The following is a 14,724-nucleotide window of genomic DNA, read 5'->3' on the forward strand; positions in this document are numbered from 1 at the left end:
AAAAGGGGACAGTTAAATGAATGTATCTAGAAATTTTCTGTTGCTGGGTTCAGCATTTCTGATCGTGGGCATCGTGATGGGAATGTACATGGGTGGGTCTGGAGATCACTCGCTGGCGTTAAGTCATGCACATATTAACCTGCTTGGCTTTGTGCTCTCCGTGATCTTCGCGCTGACCTACAAGGCTTATCCAGCGATGGCTGAAGGGCGTCTCGCAAGTGTTCATTTTTGGCTACACCTCGTCGGTGCAGTGATGGTTAACTTGCTGGTCTTCTTAATGCTCGCTCAAATTATCACCGAAGCCGCGATGGTGCCGATTGCACCAATTTCTGAGTTCTTGGTTCTTCTGGGCGTTCTCGCATTCGGTTGGAACGTGCTACAAAACGCGCACTGAATCTCTGCGCGGGTACTTGAGGTCGTTGCAGTCAGTCCTGAAGCTGCGATCAAGTTCGCAACGCCACTGACCTAGAATGCAGTGTTTTGATAGCAACCTGAAACGCTGTGTTTGAAAGCTATGATGCAAACACTGTGTTGAAGTTACTCTGACCGACGTCACAACCTTACTTTCACTGGACAACCTCTGGATTGAGCCCATGACTGCAAAGCACATCGTCTATCACATTCCTGTCTGTCCATTTTCCCAACGCCTCGAGATATTGCTGGCATTGCGGGGACAACAGGACGCAGTCGAATTCCGGGTCGTCGACATTACTAAGTCGCGGGACCCGGAACTGCTTGCCAAGACCCAGGGCACAACTGCACTTCCAGTCCTCGAAATCCCCGACGGCACGATATTGAAAGAGAGCCTAGTGATACTGCGCTACCTTGACGAAGCGTTGGAAGGTCCGATGCTTCGACGCAGCGATCCGGTTGAACACGCGATCGAGTCGATGCTGATCGCGAAAGAGGGCCCGTTCACCATGGCAGGTTATCTCTTCGTCATGAACCAGGATCACGACCGCAGAAGTGAATTCAACGAAAAACTGCTATCCCTGTATCGTGATATCAACAGTTTCCTGGTGGATCAGAACAGTGAGGGTCCGTGGCTCTTTGGTGATTTTGGCCTTGCCGAAGCCGTTTTCGCACCAATGTTCAAACGGTTCTGGTTTTTGGACTACTATGAAGAGTTTCAGTTGCCGGACGGGGAAAAATACGACCGTGTGCGTGGCTGGCGCGATGCCTGCATGACCCATCCGGCGACGGATCAGGTAACCGAGGAAGAGATCGTGAAGCTTTACTATGATTATGCGTTTGGTGCCGGAAACGGTGCTCTCGTCGAAGGGCGCTCTGTTTCGAGTTTTGCGTTCACACCACCTTGGGAAGACCGACCCTGGCCTCCACGAGACAAGTATGCGGGGACTACAAGCGACAAGGCATTGGGGCTCGTCGCTTGATCCAGTTCAAAGTTCGGTAGCAAACAACGAATACAGTCAGTCCTGAAGCTGCGATCAAGTTCGCAACGCTATTGATGTGGAAAGCAGTGTCCTTGGCAACAACTTGAAACACTTTGGTCGAAGACTGTGTCGCGTTAGTGTGTTGGAAGACTGTGATGAGTTAGTGTGTTCCAAGAGTAAGTTCAGTTACTCTGGGCAAACACTGTGTTGCAAAGACTCTGTTAACACAGCGATTCAAAACACTGTGTTCAACACAGTAAATCAGCCCATCAAATCACGCACCAACACACGAAAAACTGTGCGATGAGTGTGCAACGCAGGAAGTAAAAACTGTGCTATAGTTATGGCATTGTATTTGTTTGTAAAAATGGTGCCCAGGGGCGGAATCGAACCACCGACACGAGGATTTTCAATCCACTGCTCTACCCCTGAGCTACCCGGGCACGGGGAACGAATAAACGTTCGGGTTGCGGTGTTCTAGACGCGGTGAGGCATGGTGTCTAGGGGCAAAGTGCGAAAAAACTAATGCAGGTGCGAATTAGGCTTTTCCAACTCCGACTGAGCATCCGCAAGGTCCTCAATTTCCTCGGCTGGAGTGGTATATGTGCCGTTAAACCAACGCCCTAAATCAATATCCGCGCATTTTTTGCAGCAAAAGGGGCGGTACTTAGGATCGCTTTTACCATTACAGATCGGGCACGACATTTAGAGACCATCCTTTAAGGGCAGACGCTCGCGTTTGCGCTGCAATTCAAAATGGCCAAGCGGCGTCCACCCAGCCATAGAGGTGTCTATAGAGTCACTTTTGAAGGCAATACGAATAATGCTTTCGAGGGTTTGACGGTCTTTCTTGGGCATGGGCGCCAGATCCAATGTGATTTGCCCGCCAAGGCCTCGCACGCGTAATTGTCGCGGCAGGTCTCGTACCGCAGCAATATTGGCTTTGAGGCCAGCCGCAGGAGAGGTATCGCCGCCTGTGTTCACATCGACCGCAACGAGTGCACGCGTTGGTTCAACATACATACTCGCCCCTCCCGAGAGAGGCACAAAAGACGACAAGGCCTGATCAATCAACTCATCGACTTCGAAGGTCACAAAGGCCCCTGCTTCGTCCGACATTGTGTCTGGTGTTGGCCAATCTCGCCACGCAAGAAGGTGAGCGTTAGGGCCATCAAGCAGCAACTCGGGCGCATTCCCTTCGGCCCCCAAAACGCCCTCGGCCTCACCCAGCATATGGGCGACATCCTCAGCAATTTCTTCTGGATCTGATGTTTCACAAATCGAACGGAAAATGAGGCCAAATTTGCTTTCCCCCATTACAGAATGAGCAATTCCCAACAATTCGTCGCGTTTATCGTCATCCCGAATACCGCGACTGATGTTGAAACCTGGCGCATTGGGGGTGACAATTGCGTAGCGACTTTTGAACAGGATTTTTGCCGTAACAGGCACGGCCTTTCCCTCTTCCGCAAAGCCGGTCACTTGCACCAGAATGGGTTGACCGGGAGCAAGTCCCCGTCCCTCACGCAAAAATCCAGTCACGCCAGGAAGACGTACCATCATTCCGCCCTGCCCCTTCATAGGCCGGTCACAAAATGCACGGTAAATAGCCCCAGGAATGGGAACATTCTTATCGGCGGGGTCGATCAAAAAATCGGAGAGTTTCCCATTATCAAGGAGTGCTGCGGCAGCACGTCCTTTATAGGTATCCAAGACTACAGTGCGACCCTTCATGAGACCTCCAGCGGGTAACCCGCGCTTTCAAGCAATTGTGCCGTTTCCGTCAACGGAAGGCCAACGACGCCCGTATATGAACCATTAATCCAAGGAATAAATCGTGCGGCATAGCCTTGGATGCCATAGCCCCCCGCCTTGCCCTGCCATTCATTCGTCGCAATATAGGCTTCGATATCTTTGTCAGTGAGGAGCTTCATCCGCAGAATGGTAACGGTTTCTTTTTCCGTAATTTTATCGCCTTGGCGCAGAGCGACCGCCGTGACCACACGGTGCCGCCGGCCAGATAGACGCCGCAAGAATTCGCGGGCTTCATCCGCATGCGCGGGCTTTCCAAGAATGCGGCGACCAATCGCCACAATCGTATCCGCCGCCAGAACGATCTCATCGTCAGCGGCTTCAACGGCTAGCGCTTTTTCACGGGCAAGACGTTGGCAATAGGGGCGAGGGTATTCGCCGCTTTTTGGCGTCTCGTCAATATCGGCAGGGCGCACGGCAAAAGGCTCCACGCCAATCTGCGCCAAAAGTTCAGCGCGACGTGGGCTTGCGGAGCCTAAAACGAGCAGCATAGCTTACTTAAAGCGATAGTTAATGCGACCTTTGGTAAGGTCGTACGGGGTCATCGCGACTTGAACTTTGTCTCCAGCAAGGACACGAATGCGGTTCTTGCGCATTTTTCCTGCCATATGTGCGATGATCTCATGGCCGTTTTCCAGCTCGACTCGAAACGTCGCATTTGGCAAAAGCTCTCTAACGACGCCCGGAAATTCGAGCTCTTCTTCTTTGGCCATGTTTTCTCCAATTGGTTGCTTGCCGCGGTATCTCCGCGAGCGTGTACTAAATGCGCGTCCTTGGGCGGACTTTCAAGAACTACTTCACCAAATTGCGGGGTAATTTCCGATTTAGAGAGAATTTTCGGGTATTCCGAAACGTTCTAGCAACTGATCGCGGATTTGATCCCGTGTTTGGCGATAACTTAGCAGGCGATCCTCGCGCCCTTCGCCAAGGCCAGTCGGATCTAGAATCGGCCAATATTCAATCTCGATATGATATATGCGGGTCAAATCCAGTACCCGACGTTGGCTTGCGGGTGACAATGCGACGACCAAATCATAGCTCGAAAGGTCGTCGCCCCACTCTTGCATTTCGTCAAACGAACGACTTCGGTGCCGTGAAAGTTCGACCCCGATTTCCTTGCAAACCGCAATTGCGAACCCATCAATCTCCAGATCGTTTTTAACACCCGCCGACTGGATATAAATGGATGTTCCGTAGAGCGCCTTCATAATGCCCTCCGCCATTGGCGAACGCACGGCGTTATGATCGCAACAAAACAGAACTGACGTCGGACGCGACTTCGCCATCTACCCTCCGAAATGCAGAACGCAAATAAGGGTAAAAAGCCGACGGGATGTTGCGTGATCCAACGTGGCTTTGCCCTCAAGACGTTCCTGAAGGACGCGTGCGCCTTCGTCGTGAATACCGCGCCGCGCCATATCAATCGCTTCGATTTGTCCGGGTGGCAGGTTTTTAACCGCTGCGAAGTAGCTTTCACAAATTTGGAAATAATCGCGCACAACCTGACGGAACGGGCCCAGCGCCAGATGAAATTCTGCCGCAAGCCCCTCTTTAAGGTCAGATATTTCAAACACCAAACGCCGCTCACGAATGGCAAGCTTCAGGTGATATGGGCCAACGGGGGGTACTCGATCATCGCGCGGAGGAAGGGCGAAACTGTTCTCCTCCAACAGATCAAAAATCGCCACGCGGCGTTCTTGTTCAATTTGCGGAGTCGGAGGTGCAAGCCCACCATCATCAATATCAATTTCTGCAATTCGATCGGTGGTCATATAAAATGCTACTCGTTTAAGCTGTCGAGCCGCAAGCGGATAGACAGGCCGTGGGCCTCAAGGCTCTCGGATTTGGCCAATCGCTCTGCTGACGGGCCGATTGCGCGCAGGGCCTCTGGCGTCATTTTTGAGAGGGTGGTGCGCTTGAGAAAATCCATGACTGAGAGGCCAGAAGAAAAACGCGCTGAACGTGCGGTCGGCAATACGTGATTTGGGCCGCCGATATAATCGCCAATGGCTTCGGGCGTAAATGCGCCAATGAAGATCGCACCTGCGTGTTTGATTTTTGCGGCCATTGCATCGGCATCCTGAACGCAAATTTCGAGGTGCTCGGGGGCAATTCGATCAGACAGCGTTACGGCATCATCGAGGGTCGCGACCGTAATGACCGCTCCGAAATCGCGCCAACTTGGCCCCGCGATCTTCGCCCGCTCAAGCGTTTCTAAGCGCTTTTCAACGGCTTGAACAACTTGAAGGCCAAAATCAGCATCATCGGTGATGAGGATGCTTTGGGCACTTTCGTCATGCTCGGCTTGGCTCAATAAATCCACGGCAATCCAATCTGGATTGTTGTGCTTATCCGCGATCACCAGAATTTCACTGGGTCCCGCGATCATATCAATACCGACTTTGCCAAAAACACGCCGCTTCGCCGCCGCCACAAACGCGTTGCCCGGTCCGGTAATTTTATCAACGGGGGCGATACTCGCCGTCCCATATGCAAGGGCTGCAATCGCTTGCGCCCCGCCAATCCGATAAACTGTATCAACGCCCGCAAGCCGCGCCGCAAAAAGCACGAGTGGGTTGCAAACGCCATCAGGTGTCGGCACGCAAATTGCCAAGCGCTCAACCCCTGCCACCTTGGCTGGAACCGCGTTCATCAGTACTGAACTTGGGTAGCTGGCAAGGCCTCCGGGAACATAAAGTCCCGCCGCAGAGACCGCACTCCAACGCCAACCAAGTGTGGCACCAACATCATCTGTAAAGCTGGCATCTTCGGGCATTTGGCGCAGGTGATAGGCCCGAATACGCTCCGCCGCCATCTCAAGTGCTGCGGCGTCCTCGACGCTTACTTTCGCACACTCCGCATCGATTTCGCTTTTCGAAAAGGCGATCGTTTCTGCCGTAACCTCAAACCGATCAAACTTGCGCGTCAACTCAATCACAGCCTCGTCGCCCCGCGCCCGCACGTCGGCAATAATTTCAGCCACGACCGCATCTACATCAGGGCTGTCTTCGCGCTTTGTCCCAAGGAACGCTGCGAAATCCGCCTCGAAATTGGCGTCTTGGGCGTTCAGGAAAAGAGGCATCTATTTACTCCGGATGGTGAGGAATGTGTTTTGATGGAGCAATATAAGGTCGCGTCACATCCTGCAATGAGACATTAATACATTCCACATCAAGCCCAATGGCCCCGTCCCCCGCAAGGGTCAAAACAAGGCGTCCCGCGCCATCCTCAGTCGGCTCAAAATGCACCGTCAGGACAGACAGAACCGTGTCTTTTTGCTGCGGATCGATACCTTGGCTCAAGACCTTGGTTACGTCCTCAAAGGCAAGGATTGACCGCACGCGCTCGACAGGGCGGTTGCGTGCCTTGGCTTGCGCAACATCTTCCCAACGGAACCGATTGCACAAAATCGCAAAACGGCGTTGCGCGGGAAGCCATGTCATTTCCGAGCCAAGGAAAACAGCGTCCTGCACAAGGCCCGAGATGACCCCTAGATCGGTCGCATCAACGGCCACCAATTGGATTGGCTTCTCTGCTCCGTCTTCAAAGCTGGCGTCCTGTGTCATTCTTTCACCCGTTCAATTTGTGCGCCGATTCCGGCAAATTTGGCGACCACATGTTCATAACCGCGATCCACATGGTATACCCGCGAAACGACGGTTTCACCCTCAGCGGCAAGGCCAGCCAAAATGAGCGACACAGAGGCCCTCAAATCGGTCGCCATAACGCGCGCACCCTTGAGACGCTTCACGCCTTTAACGGTTGCAACACCGCCCTGAACGTCAATATTCGCCCCCATACGGATAAGCTCCGGCGCGTGCATAAACCTGTTTTCAAAGATTTTCTCTTCCAAAACGCTGGTGCCATCAGCCGTACACATAAGCGCCATCATTTGGGCTTGGAGGTCTGTCGGGAACCCAGGATAAACTTCGGTAACCACATCCACCGAATGAATTAAGTCGCCTTTGCGTGCAACCATCAGGCCTTTTTCGGTCTCAGTGACACTTACGCCAGCGGCATCCAGTTTCTCACAGAAAGCGGCTAGCAAATTGATCCGCCCACCAAGCAATTCAACTTCGCCGCCAGCGATCGCAGGGGCGAGCATATAGCTGCCCAATTCAATGCGATCAGTCACAACGGGATGGGTCGCGCCGTTCAATCGGTCAACGCCCTGAATGGTAATCGTCGAGGTGCCTTCACCTTCGATTTGTGCGCCCATTTTGCGCAGACAATGCACCAAATCGACGATCTCGGGCTCGCGCGCCGCGTTCTTGAGCACGGTCGTTCCCTTGGCCAAAGTCGCGGCCATCACGGTGTTTTCCGTGGCCCCAACGGATGCAAACCGCAACTCATGCACCGCGCCTTTTAATCCGCCGCGTGCTATCGCGTGCAAATAGCCCTCTTTGAGTTCGATCTCCGCCCCCATTGCCTCAAGCGCCGCAATATGGAGGTCCATCGGACGGGCGCCAATTGCGCATCCTCCAGGAAGCGAAACAATCGCATGCCCCAAACGGGCCAACATCGGACCAAGCACCAAGTTCGATGCCCGCATTTTACGCACGATTTCGTAATCGGCCACATGGTTGTCGATATTATGTGAAGACAGCGCCAAGACTTTTCCGTCCTGAAGGCTCGAAACTTCCGCCCCCAACGACTCCAAAAGAGCTGTCATCGTTTGGATGTCAGACAAGCGCGGCGCATTGGTTAGCGTCAGCGGCTCTTCTGACAATAACGTCGCAGGCATCAGTGTCAGGCAGGCGTTTTTCGCCCCAGCAATCGGAATTTGCCCTTTGAGCGGGCCATTTCCCTTAACAACAATTGAATCCATTCTCTGCCCTACTCTGCCTAATTTTCTTGATCATTCACGACACTGCGTGCGCGTGCTTGGGATTTACGTTTGGCCATATTTGCCTTCAACGCCGACTTGAGTCGGTCGTCACGGGTTTTTCCCGTTTTTTGTGCCGGCTTTGCCCCCTCTTGGGTTCCTGCAGCCTTTGCACTTTTATTCACTGGTTCTTTGCTCATATTTGACTGTCTACCCTAGCAAAGGGAGGCCGTCCAGTAACCGAGACCCCATCCAAATCTATTCCGCGAGATTTGAGCCTACATGGTAAAAAACAGCCGGATTTTCCGCACACCGGATATGGTCACCCGTAATTGGGCGAAAAGACCCTTGCCTCGCGTCCGAATTGCGTCTAATCAGCCGCCAAGCCTCGTGCAAACGGGCTGCTGTAGCTCAGTGGTAGAGCGCGTCATTGGTAATGACGAGGTCGGGAGTTCAATTCTCCCCAGCAGCACCATAAAAGGCGATAAAACTGTTAATATTCAGCTACTTAAATTGGCCGAACTATTTTCAGCCCCACCTTTAGACCCACTAAACGCTTTTGATAGGTACGGGTAATAAATGCGCCCGTCACATCCAGAAGTGTAGTTTCGTCACCAATACGCGCACGCGCACGAGGCAATATCCTTTACGGCGTCCGAATCCTTTACGGCGTCCGAAAACTCCATTTTGTGGATGCGTGAAAAGGGCTTCCCGCCTTCGGTCCCCAGATAATATCTTCAAGGAATCACACTCCCCCCCGTAGGGTTAACGGCTGCGCAGTAATCGTAACGGTCGCCGTGAACCGCTATTGACTTCTCAACGAATTCGGATTGGGTGAACATCTGGCTCATTTGCGCGCATTTGGGACAGCCGCTGCCAGAAAAATGCACTTGAGGAAACTGGTAAAAAATCGCAAGCCTAGGCAGTTGCTAGAAACATTCACCAACTAAACCCAAAGTCTACCCTATGCAAAGTTGGTCCAGCAACTTTAGCTGCGGTGCTTTATGGGTAATTGCTATGCTTGGTGGAGGTCGTTCTTGGAAAAGACGTAGCCCGCCCAAAAAAGGACGGGCCATATTTTATTTCAAGAAAAGGATTTGAGTTACCTTAGTTTCAGTCGTTGCCGCTGCCATTATCATTGTCAGGGTTCGGTGCGCCGCCGTAAGTTTCCTTAAGGGACTGTACCTGTTCTCCAACTTTGTAATCCGGATCAACGTTTTCTCTGTAATCCTTGATCGCCTGTCCGAGGTTAGTTCCGTTATCCTTGTGGGTCTTGGGTGCTTCGGAGACAATTCCTCCGTGCGCACCAGGATCGTCAGGCTGCCCAGCAAGAGCTGCGGACCCAATCAAAAGGGCGGATATCGCGGAAAGTGAAATTAAACGGTGCATCATTTTAAACTCCCTACTCCAAAAAACGCAATAAAGCCTGACTCGAAGATGGAGCTACAAGAAGACAGGCATTTAAAGCATAACTTGAGGAAGCTCTCCAAAATTGATCTATGTCAATTGATGTAGGATGCACGGAGTTGCGGGGTAAGCGTCCGGTGGCTAAGCGAGGTTTTATGTTATGCTTACTAGCTTGCACTCAGTAGCGCTACTAGACACCGTATTTTCTCCATCTCTACGGTTCGCAATCCATGCTTGAAGTTCGGATGGGCAGCACCGCGCGGCGCTCCACCGCCAGCGCCATGCAAGCGGCAAACGTTCCAATTTTGCTTAGAAGGGCATTTGCAGCGCTTGCCTGTGCCTTTAGCGGTTGCTGTACATCGGGGCGCGTTTCTCAGGCGTTCAATAGGGTTCATGGGGTTAACGTCACTTTTCATACTCACACCTCCCCCCGTGGGTCACATCCCCTACAATGGCTTGTCCACCATCGTGAACCGTCACACGCTCGACCCTGACTGTCTGTTGGGCCTTGGCGCGATACTTCTTTAAGGCGTCCATCTGGGCAAGGTAGGTGCGACTGAGGCGCGTCATAGATCGTTCTTGCGATTCCCTAGTTTGAACATTGTTTTGGTCGATAACGCGCCCAGCCAATACGGTCATAAGTGTGTGAGTGGCAGTCATCTGTGCTATGAGCATGGCTTCGGCGGCGTCGCGTGGTTCGAGTTCCGCAAAAAGAGCGCTGGCGAAAGTTCGATAGGCGGCACCGTTTGCGCCCAGCGCGTTTATCGCTGACAGCAATACACCCTTGGCAGCATCTTCTGTTTTCATCCCCATAAGCTGAGAAAACGAAAACCCGTCATCACAGGTGATATTCACACTTCCTTTCTTCCCATCCTCAATCTTAGGGTAGGTGCGTTTTTGATTTGGTTTTGCCGTTGTCTTTGGGGTGGTCCCTGTCATGGGGCGTTCCTTCCCTGAGAGTGGTTAGTATTAGTGTCCCACATGAGTACCCAAGCGCGGCTTGGAATCTGCCCTGACGGGTTCTCTGGTGGACCCAGAAAGAGGCTTTGGGTTTCGAGGTGGTCCCATTGGCGAAGGCGACGGGTACTCTGGTGGTCCGCCTTTTGTTTTTGCCCGCCAGTGTACCCAATCATTTGTTGCCACCTGAACCCCTTTTGGAGATTGCATGCGTTTGGTGGTTAATCGCCATTCATGGGCGCGGCGGTGATACCAGTTGCCTTGATTGTGCAGCGCTATGAAACCCTTTTCCTCAAGATCCAAAAATGCGCGTTGGGCGGTGCCTTTTGAAATGCCCAGCGCTTTCACCGCTTCATTTAGCGACAGTCGCACGTTGCCGTTGTTGCCGCCGTTAAATCGCGTGTGCAGTTCAAACCAGACTTTGACAGCGGCCCCCGAAAGGGACCGCCATGCTTCTGACTTGAGGTGCGCATAGGACAGAGCAACGTATTGCCCTTCACTGTCTTTGCGATTGCTTTTACCCATTAGCGATGCATCCCCCGAATTTCCGCCAAGGTTCGGGCTAGGTGGCTAGGCAAACTATGTTTGTGCATTAGGTGCCTTTCAAACGGAGTGGTTGCAAATCGCGGTGCTGTGGCGCGGTCAACTTTCATGCCTGCACCTCAGCTTCCAGCAGTTGCATATGAGCGTCACAGGACAGGACGTAGAGCGCATGCATGCCAGGATAACTGCCCTTATGCGGCACCATTTGCGTTTCAATAGGAATGCCCATTTCTCTCAGGCTAAAAATATAAGCCGACATACGGAGGGCGGGATGCTCAAGGGTCGTTAAACCCTTGGCACCAGCCCTAACCAGATGGACCATTGTCCAACCCAATCTGCCCTTGAGTTCAAACGTGCGGGATTGTTCGCTCAAATTGAGCGTTACTTTGATTCTCATAGAGAAAAACCTCTTTGCGATTAGAGGCGCGGTGCGGTAGGAGTTAGTTGTATGGACTATCTCAACGCCTGCGCCAGTTTCGTTACTGCGTAGGCGTTGTACTAAGTGGATAGGCGACTGTTCAACCAATCCACAATTGCGCTTTCTTGCCACGCTACGGCTTTCTTTCCCATGCGCATTGGACGGGGAAACTCGCCTTCGTCCATCATCGAATAAATCAGCGACCTACTTAGGCCTGTTATCTTTTCGACTTCAGTTCTTCGGTAATGTCTTTGTATCACTAGGCACTCTCCTGATGTTTAAGAACGTAGAGGCAACATACGAAGTCGAGTTGGCATTGGCCATCATAATTCGTCCACGTATTGGGGTTCGTTGCAAACATGACCCTACATCTAGTAAAGCTATGCGTCGGCATCGAGTCACTTGAACACCTGCAATCTTTTTTGCGACGGAGGTAGGCAGCTTCTACAGCGGTAGCGAGCGCAACTGTAGCGCCCCTAAAGCATTCTCGATTAAAGCTGGGAAAAGTTTTCAGCAAATCCTCACGATTGTGGCTTGCTTTGCAGTCACGTAATCAGCCCAGCGCTGCATGAGCACTTGGCGTTGCTCAAAGTGGTCTGTGCGCTTGTAGGCCCGCTCTACCGCACCGCCGACAATATGCCCTAAGGCTGTTTCCGCCACATCGTGTGGCGTGTTTGTTTTTTCGGCCACCCAATCCCGAAAGCTAGACCTAAACCCGTGTGGGCGCTCTACCATGCTTCTACGCTCCATGAGGCGGGACATAGTCGCATCGCTAATCACACCCTTGCGAGCGCTAGGGAATAGGAACCCGTCACGGGCACCAGCGCGGGCCTGTTCGATAATTGCCAGTGCTGGCAGCGACAGGGGCACTCGAAAATCAGTGGTTTTTCCTTTGCGGCCTTTCAATGCCTCGCCTTCAATGGTCCAAACGTCGCCTTCGATTTGGTCAACATGCATGAAGCGAATGGATTTCGAGCGAACGGCGGTAAGGATAAGAAGGCGCAAGGCAAGGTGCGTTGTCGTGTTTTCTTCTAAACTGGAATAGAACGCAGGCACGTCCTGCCAATGCACGGCGGGGATGTGCTTTATTTCATGGCGTTGAGTACCCAAAAGAGCGCGGGCCTTCTCAGTGGCTTGTATGTCCACATCATAGCCCAGCGCGGCGGCATGCTTCATGCAGATGCTTAGACGGTTCATCGCCTTGCGAGCGGTCATGGCTTTTGTGTGCCAGATGGGAGCAAGGGTGTCGCGAATGTCGATTTGGTCAATCTCGGAAACGGGCACTTTTCCAAGGCGCGGCAAAACGTGAATTTCTAAGGGGCTAAACCATCGGCCCGCTTTTCCATCGCCTTTGAGTTCAGCCTTTCGGCTTTCAAATGCGTCTAGCGCTACATCGGAGAGAATATTCAAATTGCGCTGGGCGGCGCGGGCTAGGCGCTCTCGCTCCTTGATAGGGTCTTTGCCCCCTCTCACTACCGCCCGCCATTTTTCGGCCTCTGAGCGTGCTTCTTTGAGGGACGTTTCAGGAAACGCGCCTAGACCCATCTCGCGGCGCTTACCGTGGATTGTGACAAGTAGAATCCATTTGCCACCTTCCTGCCCCGCCTTATGAAGCCACAGGCCACCGCCGTCGCCATACTTGCCCAAAGGGGCTGTTCTGACCAATGCCGCGCTTAGCTTGTTCAACTCTCTCATTTTCTAGCCCCACTCTCAGCCCCATTACAACATATGGTATATACGGGACCATAGAGGAACAAGAGGGAATAGCAGCTTATTACTAATTCTTTGAAAACGTTTGATATTTATATGATGCTGGGGCGCATGGGAATATCTCGGAATGACCGTTCAATGCCCCCCAGCAGCACCATGTTTTATACATGTGCGCTATCTCGGCAAAAACAGACAGCCAGCCTAGCTTAATTCTAGAGAACCTATGGCAGCGGTTAATTGCTTTGAGCTAAGCCGAAGAAATGAACGTAACACTCTTACGTTTGTCTTTTCTCCCTCGGCTACCTACCTTGACTTCGACCGTCACCAAGCTCACCCATTTCGTAAAGTCTGAAACGGGCCTTCAACTATATTAGGGTTGTTGCGTCGATTTTTTTTACAAACAAGTTATCTAACGCGGGAATTTAACAGGAGATTTTCATATGCAACACCATGAGGTTCTGTTTCAACCGCTTGAATTGCCCTGTGGCGCGGTCTTGAAAAACCGCATCGCAAAATCGGCAATGTCGGACTCATTGGGTGATGGCGCGGGCCATCCAACGCCCGCGCAAAACAGGCTGTATCAGCGCTGGGCAGAAGGTGGGTTGGCCGTATCGATTATCGGCGAAGTGCAATCCATGCCTAATTATGCTGAAAAGCCGGGCAATCTGGTGCTCAATAGAAGTTCTGACGTGGATAAGTTTCGTGATCTTGCCGCACATGGTGGGGAAAACGGGACCCAGCTCTGGTTGCAACTCGGTAACGCGGGTGCGCTTGCCTATGCGCCCATTAGCACACCCAAGGGGCCAAGCGCGCTTGATTTTCCCGGCCTTCGTTGTGAGGGAATGACCCTCGATGAAATCCAGCAGGTCCCCTTGGAGTTCGCAAAGACGGCTAAGTTGGCACAGCAGGCTGGTTTTGGCGGGGTACAGATACATGCAGCACACGGATTTTTGCTGAGTCAGTTTCTGTCACCGTTGTTCAACAAGCGCAGCGATGCGTATGGTGGGCCTATCGCCAACCGTATGAAATTATTACTTGAATCCATTAAGGCTACACGCGCGACCGTCGGTTCCAACTTCCCTATTGCTGTGAAACTCAATTCCTCAGATCAGCTAGAAGGTGGATTTAACGAAGACGACGCACTTCAGGTTGTGGCTGCTTTGGACAAGTCATCCGTGGACATTATCGACATTAGCGGAGGGACGTATTTCCCAGGCGCTAAGTCCGCTTCTGACGGCGCGGGACGTGGGCCCTACTTCATTGCATTTGCCAAACGCGCCCGAACGGTGACATCCAAGCCCTTGATGTTAACAGGCGGCTTCAAAACGCGAGCGCAAGCGGAAGAAGCCGTTTTGAGCGGTGCAGTCGATGTAATTGGCCTAGCCCGTGCGTTGGTCCTTGAACCAACCCTCCCCAATCTTTGGTCGGCAGGCCAAATGCCTGAACCAATTTTCCCAAGGTTCACAGATGCACCGGAAGGCGGGATAACGGCCTGGTACACCATGCGCCTAACCGAAATCGCTACCGACAAAGAGACAGACGAAGTCGGCGACCTTGAAAAAGCAATTGACGACTATGAAGCGCGAGATAGAATCCGAACTGAAATCTGGAAACGCCACTTCAATCGTGACGACGTTTGATGGGATCGCATTGAGTAA

19 protein-coding genes and 2 tRNA genes are annotated in these 14,724 nt (G+C 52.4%); 4 read left to right on the forward strand and 17 right to left on the reverse strand.

From position 1 onward, the window contains the following. Positions 1-16 precede the first annotated feature (16 nt). The gene (locus AB9F26_RS09585) at positions 17-394 is read left to right on the forward strand and encodes a hypothetical protein (protein ID WP_369767907.1); all 378 of its coding nucleotides are present in this window, start codon (positions 17-19) and stop codon (positions 392-394) included. Between the two features lie 199 nt (positions 395-593). Further along, the gene (locus AB9F26_RS09590; protein WP_369767908.1) at positions 594-1,394 is read left to right on the forward strand and encodes a glutathione S-transferase family protein; all 801 of its coding nucleotides are present in this window, start codon (positions 594-596) and stop codon (positions 1,392-1,394) included. A 368-nt stretch (positions 1,395-1,762) separates the two neighbouring features. On the opposite strand, the gene AB9F26_RS09595 is transcribed toward AB9F26_RS09590, so the two are convergent. From AB9F26_RS09595 to AB9F26_RS09645, 11 genes are all read right to left on the reverse strand, one after another. Then, positions 1,763-1,837, reverse strand: a tRNA-Phe gene (locus AB9F26_RS09595). A 79-nt stretch (positions 1,838-1,916) separates the two neighbouring features. Further along, on the reverse strand, positions 1,917-2,099 hold the full coding sequence (locus tag AB9F26_RS09600; RefSeq protein ID WP_082802157.1) for a DNA gyrase inhibitor YacG: 183 nt from the start codon (positions 2,097-2,099) through the stop codon (positions 1,917-1,919). Continuing rightward, a complete protein-coding gene (locus AB9F26_RS09605; protein ID WP_369767909.1) occupies positions 2,100-3,128 on the reverse strand; it encodes a ribonuclease E/G in 1,029 nt (342 codons plus the stop codon). After that, on the reverse strand, positions 3,125-3,697 hold the full coding sequence (locus AB9F26_RS09610) for a Maf family protein (protein ID WP_335586325.1): 573 nt from the start codon (positions 3,695-3,697) through the stop codon (positions 3,125-3,127). Before AB9F26_RS09610 ends, AB9F26_RS09605 begins: the two co-directional genes overlap by 4 nt. A gap of 3 nt (positions 3,698-3,700) precedes the next feature. Continuing rightward, a complete protein-coding gene (gene infA / locus AB9F26_RS09615; protein WP_039004513.1) occupies positions 3,701-3,919 on the reverse strand; it encodes a translation initiation factor IF-1 in 219 nt (72 codons plus the stop codon). A gap of 111 nt (positions 3,920-4,030) precedes the next feature. Beyond that, on the reverse strand, positions 4,031-4,492 hold the full coding sequence (locus AB9F26_RS09620; protein ID WP_335586326.1) for a low molecular weight phosphatase family protein: 462 nt from the start codon (positions 4,490-4,492) through the stop codon (positions 4,031-4,033). Further along, the gene (locus AB9F26_RS09625; protein ID WP_335586327.1) at positions 4,493-4,978 is read right to left on the reverse strand and encodes a UPF0262 family protein; all 486 of its coding nucleotides are present in this window, start codon (positions 4,976-4,978) and stop codon (positions 4,493-4,495) included. A gap of 8 nt (positions 4,979-4,986) precedes the next feature. Beyond that, positions 4,987-6,288 carry a histidinol dehydrogenase gene (gene hisD / locus AB9F26_RS09630; protein ID WP_335586329.1) on the reverse strand — a complete coding sequence of 434 codons (1,302 nt, stop codon included), beginning with the start codon at positions 6,286-6,288 and terminating at the stop codon, positions 4,987-4,989. 4 nt (positions 6,289-6,292) lie between these two features. Further along, entirely contained in the window at positions 6,293-6,772 is a 480-nt protein-coding gene (locus AB9F26_RS09635; protein ID WP_335586330.1) for a DUF2948 family protein, read from the reverse strand. Then, entirely contained in the window at positions 6,769-8,034 is a 1,266-nt protein-coding gene (gene murA / locus AB9F26_RS09640; protein ID WP_369754211.1) for a UDP-N-acetylglucosamine 1-carboxyvinyltransferase, read from the reverse strand. Before murA ends, AB9F26_RS09635 begins: the two co-directional genes overlap by 4 nt. A gap of 17 nt (positions 8,035-8,051) precedes the next feature. Further along, positions 8,052-8,231, reverse strand: coding sequence for a hypothetical protein (locus AB9F26_RS09645; protein ID WP_369767910.1), 180 nt, complete (start codon positions 8,229-8,231; stop codon positions 8,052-8,054). A gap of 200 nt (positions 8,232-8,431) precedes the next feature. On the opposite strand from AB9F26_RS09645, the gene AB9F26_RS09650 reads away from it, so the two are divergent. Beyond that, positions 8,432-8,506: transfer RNA gene (locus AB9F26_RS09650), tRNA-Thr, on the forward strand. A gap of 638 nt (positions 8,507-9,144) precedes the next feature. Here the strand turns inward: AB9F26_RS09650 and AB9F26_RS09655 are convergent. The 6 genes from AB9F26_RS09655 to AB9F26_RS09680 form a co-directional block, all read right to left on the reverse strand. Then, a complete protein-coding gene (locus tag AB9F26_RS09655) occupies positions 9,145-9,423 on the reverse strand; it encodes a hypothetical protein (protein WP_335586333.1) in 279 nt (92 codons plus the stop codon). 420 nt (positions 9,424-9,843) lie between these two features. Beyond that, a complete protein-coding gene (locus AB9F26_RS09660; protein ID WP_369767911.1) occupies positions 9,844-10,377 on the reverse strand; it encodes a hypothetical protein in 534 nt (177 codons plus the stop codon). Between the two features lie 30 nt (positions 10,378-10,407). Further along, positions 10,408-10,920 (reverse strand): helix-turn-helix domain-containing protein, encoded by a 513-nt coding sequence (locus tag AB9F26_RS09665; RefSeq protein ID WP_369767912.1) that lies wholly within the window; start codon positions 10,918-10,920, stop codon positions 10,408-10,410. 124 nt (positions 10,921-11,044) lie between these two features. Beyond that, positions 11,045-11,335: a hypothetical protein gene (locus AB9F26_RS09670; protein ID WP_369767913.1), complete on the reverse strand. Its 291-nt coding sequence runs from the start codon at positions 11,333-11,335 to the stop codon at positions 11,045-11,047. Between the two features lie 101 nt (positions 11,336-11,436). After that, a complete protein-coding gene (locus tag AB9F26_RS09675; protein WP_369767914.1) occupies positions 11,437-11,616 on the reverse strand; it encodes a helix-turn-helix transcriptional regulator in 180 nt (59 codons plus the stop codon). Positions 11,617-11,866: 250 nt separating this feature from the next. Next, positions 11,867-13,051: a tyrosine-type recombinase/integrase gene (locus AB9F26_RS09680; protein WP_369767915.1), complete on the reverse strand. Its 1,185-nt coding sequence runs from the start codon at positions 13,049-13,051 to the stop codon at positions 11,867-11,869. A gap of 455 nt (positions 13,052-13,506) precedes the next feature. Between AB9F26_RS09680 and AB9F26_RS09685 the strand changes: the two genes are divergently transcribed. Beyond that, positions 13,507-14,706, forward strand: a complete 1,200-nt coding sequence (locus AB9F26_RS09685; protein ID WP_369758026.1) for an NADH:flavin oxidoreductase/NADH oxidase family protein — start codon at positions 13,507-13,509, stop codon at positions 14,704-14,706. The last annotated feature ends 18 nt before the right edge of the window (positions 14,707-14,724 follow it).

Source organism: Falsihalocynthiibacter sp. BN13B15 (assembly GCF_041205415.1).
Lineage (GTDB): Bacteria > Pseudomonadota > Alphaproteobacteria > Rhodobacterales > Rhodobacteraceae > Falsihalocynthiibacter > Falsihalocynthiibacter arcticus.